The organism is Bradyrhizobium nanningense, assembly GCF_004114535.1.
In the GTDB taxonomy this organism is placed as follows: Bacteria; Pseudomonadota; Alphaproteobacteria; order Rhizobiales; family Xanthobacteraceae; genus Bradyrhizobium; species Bradyrhizobium nanningense.
Genome location: NZ_LBJC01000075.1, coordinates 1 through 13,831, shown reverse-complemented (window position 1 = coordinate 13,831; position 13,831 = coordinate 1). Strand labels below are relative to the sequence as shown.

The 13,831-nt window shown below is 63.7% G+C and carries 11 protein-coding genes; 9 read left to right on the top strand and 2 right to left on the bottom strand.

Annotation, left to right across the window (positions count from 1 at the left end; translation table 11 throughout):
* Nucleotides 1-284: 284 nt before the first annotated feature.
* On the top strand, nt 285-1,547 hold the full coding sequence (locus XH84_RS33825) for an MFS transporter (protein WP_128918279.1): 1,263 nt from the start codon (nt 285-287) through the stop codon (nt 1,545-1,547).
* 7 nt (nt 1,548-1,554) lie between these two features.
* Here XH84_RS33825 and XH84_RS33820 read toward each other — a convergent pair whose 3' ends face one another.
* On the bottom strand, nt 1,555-2,229 hold the full coding sequence (locus tag XH84_RS33820; protein WP_128918280.1) for a Crp/Fnr family transcriptional regulator: 675 nt from the start codon (nt 2,227-2,229) through the stop codon (nt 1,555-1,557).
* Nucleotides 2,230-2,565: 336 nt separating this feature from the next.
* On the opposite strand from XH84_RS33820, the gene XH84_RS33815 reads away from it, so the two are divergent.
* The 6 genes from XH84_RS33815 to XH84_RS33790 all read left to right on the top strand — a co-directional run bounded on the left by XH84_RS33815 (nt 2,566) and on the right by XH84_RS33790 (nt 9,900).
* A complete protein-coding gene (locus XH84_RS33815) occupies nt 2,566-3,387 on the top strand; it encodes an ABC transporter ATP-binding protein (RefSeq protein WP_128918281.1) in 822 nt (273 codons plus the stop codon).
* Nucleotides 3,384-5,315, top strand: coding sequence for a long-chain fatty acid--CoA ligase (locus tag XH84_RS33810; protein ID WP_128918282.1), 1,932 nt, complete (start codon nt 3,384-3,386; stop codon nt 5,313-5,315). Before XH84_RS33815 ends, XH84_RS33810 begins: the two co-directional genes overlap by 4 nt.
* Before the next feature lie 286 nt (nt 5,316-5,601).
* Nucleotides 5,602-6,495, top strand: coding sequence for a branched-chain amino acid ABC transporter permease (locus XH84_RS33805; protein WP_128918283.1), 894 nt, complete (start codon nt 5,602-5,604; stop codon nt 6,493-6,495).
* A gap of 3 nt (nt 6,496-6,498) precedes the next feature.
* Nucleotides 6,499-7,572 (top strand): branched-chain amino acid ABC transporter permease, encoded by a 1,074-nt coding sequence (locus XH84_RS33800; protein WP_128918284.1) that lies wholly within the window; start codon nt 6,499-6,501, stop codon nt 7,570-7,572.
* A gap of 44 nt (nt 7,573-7,616) precedes the next feature.
* Nucleotides 7,617-8,900: an ABC transporter substrate-binding protein gene (locus XH84_RS33795; protein ID WP_128918285.1), complete on the top strand. Its 1,284-nt coding sequence runs from the start codon at nt 7,617-7,619 to the stop codon at nt 8,898-8,900.
* 160 nt (nt 8,901-9,060) lie between these two features.
* A complete protein-coding gene (locus tag XH84_RS33790) occupies nt 9,061-9,900 on the top strand; it encodes an ABC transporter ATP-binding protein (RefSeq protein WP_128918286.1) in 840 nt (279 codons plus the stop codon).
* A gap of 60 nt (nt 9,901-9,960) precedes the next feature.
* On the opposite strand, the gene XH84_RS33785 is transcribed toward XH84_RS33790, so the two are convergent.
* Nucleotides 9,961-11,112: an AGE family epimerase/isomerase gene (locus XH84_RS33785; protein WP_164936109.1), complete on the bottom strand. Its 1,152-nt coding sequence runs from the start codon at nt 11,110-11,112 to the stop codon at nt 9,961-9,963.
* Nucleotides 11,113-11,198: 86 nt separating this feature from the next.
* On the opposite strand from XH84_RS33785, the gene XH84_RS33780 reads away from it, so the two are divergent.
* Nucleotides 11,199-12,422, top strand: coding sequence for a phenylacetate--CoA ligase family protein (locus tag XH84_RS33780; RefSeq protein WP_128918288.1), 1,224 nt, complete (start codon nt 11,199-11,201; stop codon nt 12,420-12,422).
* A gap of 459 nt (nt 12,423-12,881) precedes the next feature.
* On the top strand, nt 12,882-13,088 hold the full coding sequence (locus tag XH84_RS33775; protein ID WP_128918289.1) for a hypothetical protein: 207 nt from the start codon (nt 12,882-12,884) through the stop codon (nt 13,086-13,088).
* Nucleotides 13,089-13,831 lie beyond the last annotated feature (743 nt).

Here is a 13,831-nt window from a genome sequence, read left to right as displayed (position 1 = left end):
GACCTCGCGGAAGCCGCGACGGCGCGATCTACCGGACCTGCCGAATGGGCCCAGGATGCAGACCAGAATGGGCTTTGCGCGCCGGAAGAGCAAGCGGGCTAATCTACCTCTCCGTATCGGCTGGCAGCGAAGCAATGCTGCGGGCGCACCGGCTCACCGCACGTCGTCGGCAAGCATGGCGGCATGCGGTGGCGCCAATTGACAGGGGCATCGCCGGGGCTACCCTGCCGACCAGAAGAACAAAAATAAGGGCAGGGAATCGCCGTGAAACCCGTCATCGCATCTTGAGCACATCCGCGCGACCTTCAGCGCTCGCACCATTCCGCATCCGCAACTATCGCTTCCAGTGGCCAGCCGATCTGCTCACCTCCTGGGCGTTCGAGGTGGAGACGCTGGTGCTCGGCTGGTACATCCTGGTCGAGACCGGCTCGGTGCTGCTGCTGACCGTGCTTGCCTCGCTCCAGTTCGTCGGAACGTTGGTCGCGCCGGTATTCGGCATGATCGGCGATCGCATGGGCCATCGCGATCTCCTGGTCGTGATGCGTCTTGCTTATACGGTGCTGTCGTCAACCATCATGGTCCTGGCACTGACCGGTCATCTGTCGCCGCTGAGTGTCATGATCATCGTTGCGATCATGGGCCTGATTCGTCCCTCCGATCTCGGCGTCCGGGGCGCGCTGCTCGCCGAGATCATGCCGGCCGAGCAGCTGGTGGGCGCCATCAGCGTTGCGCGCACCACCCAGGACAGCGCGCGTATCGCCGGCGCGTTGACCGGCGCCGGGCTGTTCGCGGTCCTCGGCATCGGCCTCATCTATGTGGCGATCGCCTGCCTCTATTTCGCGGCCGCGCTTCTCATGCTCTGCCTGACCCGGCCCAAGAGAACCGTCATCACGAGCGACATTCCGGCAAACAGCCATGCGGTGTCGCGACTGCTGGGCGACCTCAAGGAAGGGATCGTCTATGCCTGGAATGGCCCGGGAATGCGCGCCGCGCTCTGCGTCGCCTTCCTGGCCAATCTCACCGCATTTCCCTTCACGGGCGGACTATTGCCCTACATCGCCCGCGAGATCTTTCATACCGACCAGACCGGCCTCGGCTACCTCTCGGCGAGCTTCGCGGTCGGCTCGCTGACCGGCTCGATCACGCTCAGCCTCGTCAGCGGACTGCGCATTGCCCGGCTTCTGATCGGCGCGACGCTGGCCTGGTACGCCATGCTGCTGGTGTTCGTCGAAGTCAGGACCATGCCGGTGGCGATGGCCTGCCTCGTTCTCGCCGGTATCGCCCAAAGCATGTCGATGATCTCGGCAGCCGTGATCCTGATGCGGACCGCCAGTGCGCACCTGCGCGGCCGCGTGATGGGTGTGCGCATGATGGTGATCTACGGCCTGCCGATCGGATTGCTCGCGGCTGGCAGCCTGATCGACGTCATCGGCTATTCCGCAACCGGCTCGCTCTATGCCGCCGCAGGCCTCATCGCGATGCTGGCAATCGCGATCCGCTGGCGCGCCGATCTATGGCCGGTGCACGCGCCCGCCAATGCGCGGTGAGGCCGCCTTATTCTCCGTACCCGCGCAGCCGCTCGATATCGAGGATGGTGACGCCGCCGTATTCCAGCCGCAGCAAGCCCTCCTTCTCCAGCCGGTTCAGCGCCCGGTTGGCATTCTGGCGGGACATACCGGAGAGCGCGCCGATCTCCTCCTGGGTGATCTCCAGATGCGCCGTCGATTCCGGATAGAGGACCGGGTTGAACAGCGAGGCGATGCTGCGGGCAAGGCGCGCGGTGGCATCCAGCGTGCGGTTGACCTCGAGCATGCCGATGAACTGGCCGAGCCGTTCGTTGAGCTGGCGCACCAGAAAGCGGTTAAAGCCGACGCTGTTCTCGAACAGCCACATGAATGCGCTGCGTTCCATCAATGCGACGCGGCTGTCGCGCAGCGCGACCACATCATAGCGGCGCGGCTCGTTCTTGAGCACGCTGCCCTCGCCGAACCAAGCCCCCGCGGTCAGGCCGGCCAGGCTGGTCTCCTTGCCGTCCCGCGAGATTCCGCCCATGCGGGCAAGACCGCCGACCATGCCGGCCCAATAGGCAAAGATATCGCCGCGCATGAACACGGTCTCGCCGGTGCCGTAGGACCGCTCCGTGATTCCGGCGCGCGCGACCTCGATCTCCGCTTGCGTGAGCTCGCGCGACCAGGCGGCGACGCGCTTCAGATGATCTTCTGAAATCATGATCTCGCGGCCAGCCGCACCGTTTCGTCACTCCACCTTCTGTTGCATTGCAACATGATTATTACGACCGCCATCCGACGAAAGATGAAGGCCGCTGCCGCCCGGCAAACTTTGTCGCAGAATTGTCAGCCGGGAGACATTTAAAAATAGCGGTTTCCCCTATTGAGGACCACCTCGGGCGATGCGGCTTTCGATCCCAAGCGGGAACGAGAGTGGCGCGGCTCCGGTCGAGACCATCTGCTGCATGGCCTCACCGGCACCACCGTACTAGGATCGCGCGACAGAACGGACGAAGAGCGCCGCTAAAAAGCGCCATCACCGGGAGGGATTCGTTTGGTGGCTACCAGTCTTGAAGTCCGCGGCGTGTCCTTGCGATTCGGCGGCGTCCGTGCGCTGACCGATGTCAGTTTCGCCATCAAGGACGGCGAGCTGTTCTCGATCATCGGTCCCAACGGCGCCGGCAAGACCTCGATCGTGAACTGTATTTCCGGTCGTTACAAGCCGACTGAAGGCCAGCTCCTCTATGGGGATCGCGACATCACCGGCCTGACGCCGAATGCCCGTGCCTCGCTCGGGATCGGCCGCACCTTCCAGAACCTGGCCCTGTTCCACCACATGAGCGTGCTCGACAACATCATGGTCGGCCGCCATCACCTCCTGAAGAACAATTTCCTGACGGGCTCGCTGTACTGGCTGACCGGCGCACGCAAGGAAGAACTCGAGCACCGCCGCAAGGTCGAGGAGATCATCGACTTCCTCGATCTGCAGTCGGTGCGGAAAGCGCAAGCCGGCACCCTCTCCTACGGTCTGCGCAAGCGCGTGGAGCTCGCCCGCGCCATGGCGCTGGAGCCGCGCCTCATCCTCCTCGACGAGCCGATGGCCGGCATGAATTTCGAGGAGAAGGAGGACATGGCCCGTTACATCGTCGATCTCAACGAGGAGTTCGGGATGACGGTGGTGATGATCGAGCACGACATGGGCGTGGTGATGGACATCTCCCATCGCGTCATGGTGCTAGATTTCGGCAAGAAGATCGCCGAGGGCGATCCTGCGGCGGTGCTCGCCGATCCTCACGTCAAGCGCGCCTATCTTGGTGAAGAAGACGAGGTGCTGGTCGATCCCGACGACAAGCCCGCTGCTCCGGAGTGCGCGGCATGATGGACTACGCAGCGCGCGTCGCGCAGGCCGACACCTATCCGAAGATGCTCCGGCTCAACGCAAAGGAGCACGGCAACGAAATCGCGTTGCGCGAGAAGGATCTCGGGCTCTGGCGGCTGTTCACCTGGAACGACTACCAGGCCCGCGTGCGCGACTTTGCGCTCGGTCTCGTCGAAATGGGCCTTGGTCGCGGCGACGTCGTCGGCATCATCGGCGATAACCGGCCGGACTGGGTCGCGGCGGAAGTGGCGGCGCACGCCATTGGCGGCCTCAGCCTCGGACTTTATCGCGACGTGCTCGACGAGGAGGCCTCCTATCTCCTCAACTATGGCGAGGCGCAGCTCGTCTTCGCGGAGGACGAGGAGCAGGTCGACAAGCTGCTCACCCTCGCCGACCGCGTGTCGAAGCTGAAGCACATCATCTATTCCGATCCGCGCGGAATGCGGAAATACGACGATCCCAGGCTGATGTCGGCGGAGAAATTTGCCGAGCTCGGCCGTGCCCGCGCCGCCCGCGAGCCGGGGCTTTACGACAGGCTGGTTGATGCCACCAAGGGCGAGGACGTCGCGATCCTCTGCACCACGTCGGGCACCACGTCCCATCCCAAGCTCGCGATGCTCGCCGCCGGCCGCGTGCTCGGTCACTGCGCGACCTATCTCGCCTTCGACCCCAAGGGCCCGGACGACGAATACGTCTCGGTGCTGCCGCTGCCGTGGATCATGGAGCAGGTTTACGTGCTCGGCAAAGGCCTCTTGTGCCGGATGAAGATCAACTTCGTCGAAGAGCCCGAGACGATGATGAACGATCTGCGCGAGATCGCGCCGACATTCGTGCTCTTTGCCCCAAGGGTCTGGGAATCCATTGCCGCCGACGTCCGGGCCAAGGTGATGGACGCCACGCCTCTCAAGCAGCGCCTGTTCGACGTCGGCATGAAGAGCGGCCTCGCCGCGCTCGAACAGGGCAAGCGCTCGGGCCTTGCCGACGCGATCCTGTTCCGCGCGCTGCGCGATCGCCTCGGTTTCACCCGGCTGCGCTCGGCCGCGACCGGCGGCGCGGCGCTCGGCCCCGAGACCTTCAAGTTCTTCCAGGCGATGGGCGTGCCGCTGCGCACGCTGTACGGCCAGACCGAGCTGTTAGGGGCCTACACGCTGCATCCCGAGGGTAAGGTCGATCCTGACACGACCGGCGTGCCGATGGCCAACAATGTCGAGATCCGCATCGATAATCCCGACGTCCACGGCGTCGGCGAGATCGTAGTGCGGCATCCCAACATGTTCCTCGGCTACTACAAGAATCCCGAGGCCAGCGTCGCCGACATCAGGGACGGCTGGATGTTGTCGGGCGATGCAGGCTATTTCAACGCCAACCAGCAGCTCGTTGTCATCGACCGCATCAAGGACCTCGCCGAGACCTCGCGCGGCGAGCGCTTCTCGCCGCAATTCATCGAGAACAAGCTGAAATTCTCGCCCTATATCGCCGAAGCCGTGGTGCTGGGCGCCGGCCGCGACGCGCTCGCGGCGATGATCTGCATCCGCTACTCCATCATCTCGAAATGGGCGGAGAAGAACCGCCTTTCCTTCACGACCTATAGCGATCTCGCCTCGCGGCCCGAGGTCTATGCGCTGCTTCGCAAGGAGGTCGAGACCGTCAACGCCACGCTGCCACCGGCGCAGCGCATCTCGCGCTTCCTCCTGCTCTACAAGGAACTCGACGCCGACGACGGCGAGCTCACCCGCACGAGAAAGGTGCGCCGCAGCGTCATCAACGAGAAATATGCTGCGATCATCGACGCCATCTACCGCGGCGATTCCGACATCCCCGTCGACACCGTGATCCGCTTCCAGGACGGCACCACGCAGCGCGTGCGGACGACACTGCGGGTGGTGGATCTCGGCGGACATGGGCACATGGCGGAGGCTGCGGAGTGATACAGTCTATCGCCGCGCACGCTGCTGCCCTTCTCCTCTCCCCGCCTGCGGGGAGAGGCCGGAGCGCGTCAGCGATCCGGGTGAGGGCCTTTACAATTGGGGTTTGGCAAGAAGTCGTCATGCCCGGGCTTGTCCCGGGCATCCACGTTCTTCGTTCCGCGTGGCTAAGCGTAGATGGCCGGGACAAGCCCGGCCATGACGCCGTGGAGGCTTTTCCGCTCAAATTGTCAGGTCATATCGAACTGCCCCGGCCGCAAGCGGGGAGAGGCCAAGGACAGCATATCACATGAACACCGCCTTCCTCATCCAGCTCCTGGTCAACGGCCTCGTGGTCGGCACGCTCTATGGCGTGGTCGCGATGTCGTTCGTGTTGATCTACAAGGCGACGCAGGTCGTCAATTTCGCGCAAGGCGAGCTGCTGCTGGTCGGCGCCTGGGTGTGTTGGGCCTTGCTTGCGAAATACCAGGTGCCGTTCTGGATCGGCATGCCGATGACGCTGGTGTTCATGTTCGTGTTCGGCATCGCGGTCCAGGTCCTGATCCTGCGGCCGATGATCGGCGAGCCCATCATCTCGGTGATCATGGTGACGATCGGCCTCTCCACCGTGCTGCAGGCAACGCTGAAATGGATGTTCGGCGTCAATCCGCAGCCGTTCCCGCGCGTGTTCGAGAGCCAGTCGGTCAGCCTGTTCGGGCTGCAGATCCAGACCGTCTATGTCATGAGCCTCGTAGTGTCGGTCGCCATGATGATCGGCATGGCCTGGTTCTTCCGTGCCTCCAAGTATGGTCTTGCGATGCGCGCCACCGCATTCAACCAGCAGGTCGCGCAATCGCTCGGCATTTCCGTCAAGAGCGTGTTCGCGATGGCCTGGGCGATCTCGGCGACGGTCTCGGCGGTCGCGGGCGTCGTCGTTGCGGTCGTGAACGGCGTGTCGTCGGGCCTTGCCGGCTACGGCATCAAGGTGTTCCCGGCGGCGATCCTCGGCGGGCTCGACTCCGTCGGCGGCGCCGTGCTCGGCGGCATCATCATTGGCCTGCTCGAGAACGTCGCCCAATATGTCGACAGCGAGTATCTGCACTGGGGCAATCTCTACGAGATCGCACCGTTCTACGTCCTCATCATCGTGCTGATGATCAAGCCCTACGGGCTGTTCGGCACTCACGACATCGAGCGGATCTGACCCATGGCCGGCCCTGCCCTCATCCCTGCTGGTGATTTCCGCACCTCTTACGCGGCGGACACCACGATCTTCCCGACCGCGACCAGCCGCAACTTCGCCATCGCGGGCGTGTTGCTGCTGTGCTTCGCACCGCAATTCTTCAGCGGATACTGGCTCAGCATCCTGATCCAGATCGGCATCTTCTCGATCGCCGCGCTCGGCCTCAATATCCTGGTCGGGTTCACCGGCCAGATCTCAATCGGGCACGCCGCGTTCTTCCTGCTCGGCGCTTTCACCTCGGCCTACATCTCCAACAACGCACCGATCCCGGTGTTCTTCGCAATCCCGCTCGCTGGCGTTGTCACCGCGCTGGTCGGCCTGATCTTCGGCATCCCGGCGGCGCGGCTGAAGGGCCTCTATCTCGTAATCGCGACGCTGGCCGCGCAATACATCCTGCTCGACTTCTTCTCCCGCGCCGAATGGTTTTCGGGCGGCTCGGTGCCGGCGAGCGCGGAGCCGTTCGCGATCTTCGGCTACACGCTGCGCGGCGACAAACAGTATTTCTACGTCGTGCTGGCCTATGTGCTTCTCAGCTACATCCTCGTCACCAATCTGATGCGGACCCGCGACGGCCGCGCGCTGGTGGCGATCCGCGACCATTATCTCTCCGCCGAGATCATGGGCATCAACCTGACGAAGTACCGCACGCTGTCGTTCGGGCTCGCCGCCTTCTTCGCCGGCATCGCCGGTGCGCTCTACGCGCACTACCAGCTCGTGGTGTCGCAGGAAGGTTTCGGCATCGAGCGCTCGATCCTGTTCCTGGCCATGATCATCATCGGCGGCACCGGCTCTGTCATGGGCACGCTGATGGGCACCGCCTTCGTGGTGCTGCTGCCGGAATCCATGGAATTCATCAGCCTGTATTTGAAGGGCGGCGCGATCGACAAGGCGCTGTCGCTCAACACCAACATCACCTTCCTGCGCGAGATCGCGATCGGGGTGATCATCATCGCGTTCCTGATGTTCGAACCCGACGGGCTCGCGCATCGCTGGCGGCAGATCAAGGCGTATTGGAAACTCTACCCGTTCTCGCATTGAGCGCGGGCAACTTCACTTAAACAATAAACAGGAGGAACCGACCCATGACGATGAAGTCCCTTTTGAGCACCGCATCGCTCGCGCTCGCGATCGCCGCATTTTCGGCCGGCGCGCAGGCGCAGATCGCGATCGGACACCTCGCCGACTATTCCGGCGGCACTTCCGACGTCGGTACGCCCTTTGGCCAGGCCGTCGCCGACACCTTCGCCTGGGTCAACAAGAACGGCGGCGTCGGCGGCAAGCAGCTCAACGTCGACACCAACGACTATGGCTACCAGGTGCCGCGCGCGATCGCGCTCTACAAGAAATGGTCCGCGCCGGACAGCAAGGTCGCCGCGATCATGGGCTGGGGCACCGCCGACACCGAGGCGCTGACCGGCTTCCTCGCTCAGGACAAGATCCCCGACATGTCCGGCTCTTATGCCGCCGCACTCACCGATCCCGAAGGTGTCAGCGGCAAGGCCAAGCCCGCGCCCTACAATTTCTTCTATGGCCCGAGCTATTCGGACTCGCTGCGCGCGATGCTGATGTGGGCCGCCGAGGACTGGAAGGCCAAGGGCAAGTCCGGCAAGCCGAAATTCGTGCACATGGGTGCAAACCATCCCTACCCGAACGCGCCGAAGGCCGCCGGTGAAGCGATGGCGCAGGAGCTCGGCTTCGAGGTGCTGCCGCCGCTGGTGTTCGCGCTCACGCCGGGTGACTACAGCGCGCAGTGCCTGAGCCTGAAATCCTCGGGCGCCAACTACGCCTATCTCGGCAATACCGCCGCTTCGAACATCTCCGTGATGAAGGCCTGCAAGACTGCCGGCGTCGAAATCCAGTTCCTCGGCAACGTCTGGGGCATGGACGAGAACGCTGCCAAGACGGCCGGAGATGCCGCCAACGGCGTGATCTTCCCCTTGCGCACGGCGGTGAGCTGGGGCGGCGATGCGCCCGGCATGAAGACGGTGATGGAAATCTCCAAGATCTCCGACCCGACCGGCAAGGTCTATCGCCCCGTGCACTACGTCGCGGCTGTCTGCTCGGCGCTGTACATGAAGGAAGCGATCGATTGGGCTGCCAAGAACGGCGGCGCCACCGGTGAGAACGTCGCCAAGGGCTTCTATCAGAAGAAGGATTGGGTGCCCGCCGGAATGGAAGGCGTCTGCAATCCCTCGACCTGGACCGACAAGGACCATCGCGGCACCCTGAAGGTCGATCTCTATCGCACCAAGATCTCGGGCGCGACCGACGGCGACCTCAACGATCTCATGGCCAAGGGCACGATCAAGCTCGAGAAGGTCAAGACCGTCGAGCTGCCGCGCAAGCCGGAACTGCTGGGCTGGTGAGCCTCGCTGTCCCCCACACACAACGGTCATCCCCCGCCTTGTGCGCAACGCGCACTGGAGCGGGGGATCCAGTACGCCGTGGCTTCTCAGTAATGCTTCGGTGTCTCTGGAATACTGGGTCGCCCGGTCAAGCCGGGCCACGACAGCGGAGTAACAAAGCATGACCGAAACCGCAGAAGCCGTTCGTCCCTCCCCCAGCATCGTGCCCGCGCCTCCCCTCCTCGCCGTGCGCAACATCGAGGTCGTCTATGACGACGTCATCCTGGTGCTGCGCGGCCTCAGCTTAGAGGTGCCCAAGGGAGCGATCGTGGCGCTGCTGGGCGCCAACGGCGCCGGCAAGTCGACGACACTGAAGGCGATCTCGGGGCTACTCAAGACCGAGGACGGCGAGGTCACGCGTGGCGAAATCCTGTTCGAAGGCGAGCGGATCAACGGCATCGACCCCGACAAGATCGTCCGCCGCGGCATCTTCCAGGTGATGGAGGGACGGCGCATCGTCGCCGACATGACCTCGCTGGAGAACCTCAGGCTGGGCGCGTTCACGCGACGGGACCGCGAGGTCGATGCCGACCTCGAAATGGTCTTCAGCTACTTCCCGCGCCTGAAGGAGCGCACCGGTCTCGCCGGCTATCTCTCCGGCGGAGAGCAGCAGATGCTCGCGATCGGCCGCGCGCTGATGGCCCGCCCGAAGATGATCCTGATGGATGAACCCTCGATGGGCCTGTCGCCGCTGCTGGTGAAAGAGGTGTTCTCGATCATCCAGAAGATCAACCGCGACCTCGGCGTCACCATCCTCCTGGTGGAGCAGAACGCGCGCGCCGCGCTGTCGGTGGCGAGCCACGGCTACATCATGGAGCAGGGCAAGGTCGTGCTCGACGGCAGCGCCGACGAATTGCGCGACAACGAGGACGTCAAGGAATTCTATCTCGGCGGCGCCGGCGACCAGCGCAAGAGCTTCAAGAACCTCAAGAGCTTCAAGCGGCGCAAGCGGTGGCTATAGCGTTTTCAAGCGAAGTGGGAACCGGTTCGCGTGAAGAAAACGCGTCAAAGCAAGATGGCTCTAACCCAACACCTGCTCCGCTTCCGTGACCGCGCAGAGAACATGATAGAACGACGACGCAGGAATGGTGTCGATCAGCGATTTGCCGTCGCGATCGAACTGGTCGTACCAGCCGCCTCTCACGGGATGGCTGAGATAATGCCGTTCGAGCCGCGCCAGCGCCGCGCGCGCTTCGTCGGGCGCGCCGGTCTCGCCGGATTCGGCCTGCGCGATCCACGCCTTTGCGATCTCTGTCTGCGGCCACAGCCGGCGCGAGTGACGGCGGATGTTGCCGCTGTCGTCCCCCTCGTCGATCAGGCAGCCCGTAGCCTCATCGCGATAGCGCAGCGCGGTCGCCAGGAGTTCGGCGCGCCGCTGCCCGGTCGGGCAGCCCGTGATGCGCTCGAACCCCTTCAGCAGCCAGACCCATTCCGCCTGATGGCCCGGCTCGACGCTGACCGGCTCGATCTTCGACCAGTCCTCCTCGAAATACTCCGTCAGGATGCGCTTCTGCTTGTCGTAGAGATTGGCCAGGAACAGCGCGAAGAATTCGCCGGCGCGGTTCTGGAACGCCAGATCGTGGGTCGCGTCGAAACAGGCGATCATCGCCTCGAACAGATGCATGTGCGGGTTCTGCCGGCGCGGCAACGAGACCGGAAGACCTTCGTGCACGCCCCCATGCGGCGAACGGAGATGGCCGTCGAGGAAAGCGAGCAGCGCGTCGATCTCGGCTCGAACCTGCGCGTCCTGGTCGAGCGCGTAGACGGTCGCGAGAGCAAACAGGATGAAGGCGTGGTCGTAGGCATCGCGCCGGCCGTCCAGCACGGTCCCCTCCGGCGACAGCCGGTGCACGAAGCCCGGCCGGCCGTCGGGCGCTTTGGCTTTGGCCACCAGATGTTCCAGTCCCTTCAGCGCGATGGCACGCCCCTCAGGATACCAGCCCATCTGCGCCGCCTTGGCGTAGCAATAGATCTGGCGGGCCTGCACGAACACGCGCCGCGGCGCGGCTGTATCTGCGGTACCGTCGCGGTGCAGCCGGTCGATGAAGCCGCCCGTGGCCTGATCCCAGCCGACCGTCGACCACAGCGGCAGCGCCTCGTCGATCATGCGGCGCTTCAGGCGCGCGACGACGTCCGCAGCTTCATCCGCCGCAATGTTTCCCATGTCCGCCACCGGGTCCTCTCCAGGCCTCACCAATGGCGGTCTGATACCCATGCCGGTGGCGGCGCGCAACGGATGCCAACACGGAAAGAACAGCCATGACCGCCCATTACGACGCCCGCGAGACGCGTGACCCGACAGCCCGCGAGGCCGATCTGTTCTCCCGCCTGCCGGAGGTCCTGCGAGCCGCGATGGCCGCGCCGGCCTACGCCGAGCGGTTGAGCGGTCTTGATCCCGCCTCCGTGACCTCCAGGACCGCGCTGGCGGGCCTGCCGGTGTTGCGCAAATCGGAACTGCCCGCTCTGCACAACGCCTCTACGCCCTTCGGTGGCTTCGTGGCGGCGGCCCCCGGCTCATTTGCCCGCCTCTTCACCTCGCCCGGCCCCATCTTCGAGCCGGAGGGACGGCAGCCCGATCCCTGGCGCGGCGCAAGGGCGCTGTTCGCGGCCGGATTCCGGCCCGATGACATCGTCCTCAACACCTTCAGCTACCATCTCACCCCCGGCGGCTTCATCTTCGACGCGTCCGCGCGAGCGCTCGGCTGCGCCGTGATCCCGGCGGGGCCCGGCAATACCGAGCAGCAATTCGAGCTGATCGAGGCCTACCGCCCGGTTGGCTACAGCGGCACGCCGGACTTCCTCAAGATATTGCTCGATGCCGCAGCAAGCTCGGGCCGCGACGTCTCCTCGATCAAGCGCGCATTAGTTTCGGGTGCCGCGTTCCCGCCGTCGCTCCAGGTCGAGATCAAGGCGCGCGGCATCGACGCCTACCAGGCCTTTGGCACCGCCGATCTCGGCCTCATTGCGTTCGAGACCGGCGCGCGCGAGGGCATGGTCGTGAACGAGGACCTGATCCTGGAGATCGTCAAGCCCGGCACCGGTGATCCCGTAGCGCCCGGGGACGTCGGCGAGATCGTGGTGACGTCGCTCGACCCGCATCATCCCTGGATCCGTCTTGCGCTCGGCGACCTCACCGCCGCTCTGCCAGGGCCAAGCAAATGCGGACGAACCAATATGCGCATCAAGGGCTGGATGGGCCGTGCCGACCAGACCACCAAGGTCAAGGGCATGTTCGTCCGTCCCGAGCAGATCGCCGAGATCGGCAAGCGTCATTCCTCGCTCGGAAGACTGCGCCTCGTCGTCACACGACAGGGCGAGACCGACGCGATGACGTTGAGAGCGGAAACGTCGACCGCGAGCGACGCGCTCCGCGAAGAGATCGCCGGTACTTTGCGCGCCGTGACGAAGCTCGGTGGCACCGTCGAACTGCTCAGCCCCGGCGTGCTGCCGAATGACGGCAAGGTGATCGCGGACGAACGGTGAGGAGACTTGCTTTGAAAACGCCTCCAGAGATGGTCCAGGATCGGCTCAACGGCGAAGTAGAGCGTACGACAGCGTGGGCGGACCTCCCAGCCGGCAACCAGGGGCCCCCAAGGAGCGTGAGAAGCGCCTACTCGACCCTAACATTCGTCGTCGCGCTGGGCGGTTTCGCCATTGCGATTTGGGTGCTCGGCAAACTTTGGCAGATCTTGCTCGCTCTCGGCGGCTGAACTCATTTATAAGATAACAAGAGCCGTGGCGACTTTGTGAGCCTTCGGAAGGCCCCGCCGAGCGTATCCTACGTTCAGGTCCAGCGCACTGCCGGAACTTTGGTCAAAGGGGGGAGCCGGATCGGTGGGTCTTAACCAAATTTTAAGATCTATTGTGCGGCGGCATCCCTTCTGGGTAAAAGGGGGCAGCTTCAAAGTCAGTTGCGTTCAAGGGTCATGATGTTCAAGGGTCATGATTACGTACAAACAGTACCACATCCAGCGAGTTGAGCACGGCCATAAGCGCTGGACTGCCCGTATCACGCGAGCCGATGGCCAGAACATCCGCACCATCTTACCGGCTTCCGAACGTCCCTACCTTGATACGAAGCCGGCCGCGTCCGCCGAGGAAGCCGAGGAGCTCGCCAAGGAAGGCATAGACTTCGGCGGAATGGTTTAGGCCGGCTGCGCCATCGATACGATGCTTCCGTACGTTGCGCGCGAGAACTAGCCGCAGCGAAAAAATTGTTCAGCCCTCGTGAGGCCCAATACCCTTTGCGATTTTTCAAGAACGGCGGGAACGCTGCAGAAGTCATGCGCGTCGATACGGCCAATTGCCTTCCGATCTGTCGTCTGCAGTTCACAACGATACACCCCGCCTATCCAGCCACGCCAGCGCTGCGGAGCAAGCAGCTGAAAGCAAGGTAGTCCAAAGCCAGGGTCGTCCACGGACGGCGCTAATAGAGCGCAGATACAAGAATGCTCCGAGAAGCTTCCCGTAGTTCCTTCGAAATTCTCCGTTGAGCTTCGCTATTTCCGGCAGATCCGATAAAACCTTGCATTCCTCGGCCATTGGCTGGGCTCCATTTGCGAGTGGACCAGCACCTCATAAACCAGTGTTTTGCCCGACGATGCAAGTTCCATTTCGGTTTTTTCGATACGCCTAGCCGGCACCGGCTTATTTTGCTGTCGCCCACCAACCCAAAGAGCCTACCTCAGACTTGAATCGGGCCCAGTGAGGGATCTCATCGGCCGGCCGAGATCGGTGCAAATATGGCCGCAGCATCGCATAAGGTCCTCACCCGTTGTCCAGCTTCACGCGTTTGAGACGATCGTGTCCCGTGGCGTGGTGTAGCTGGCGGCGGGTCACCGCGTTCACCGGCAAGAGCCGGGCCGGTCAGCTGGCGATAGCCGGAAGACTGA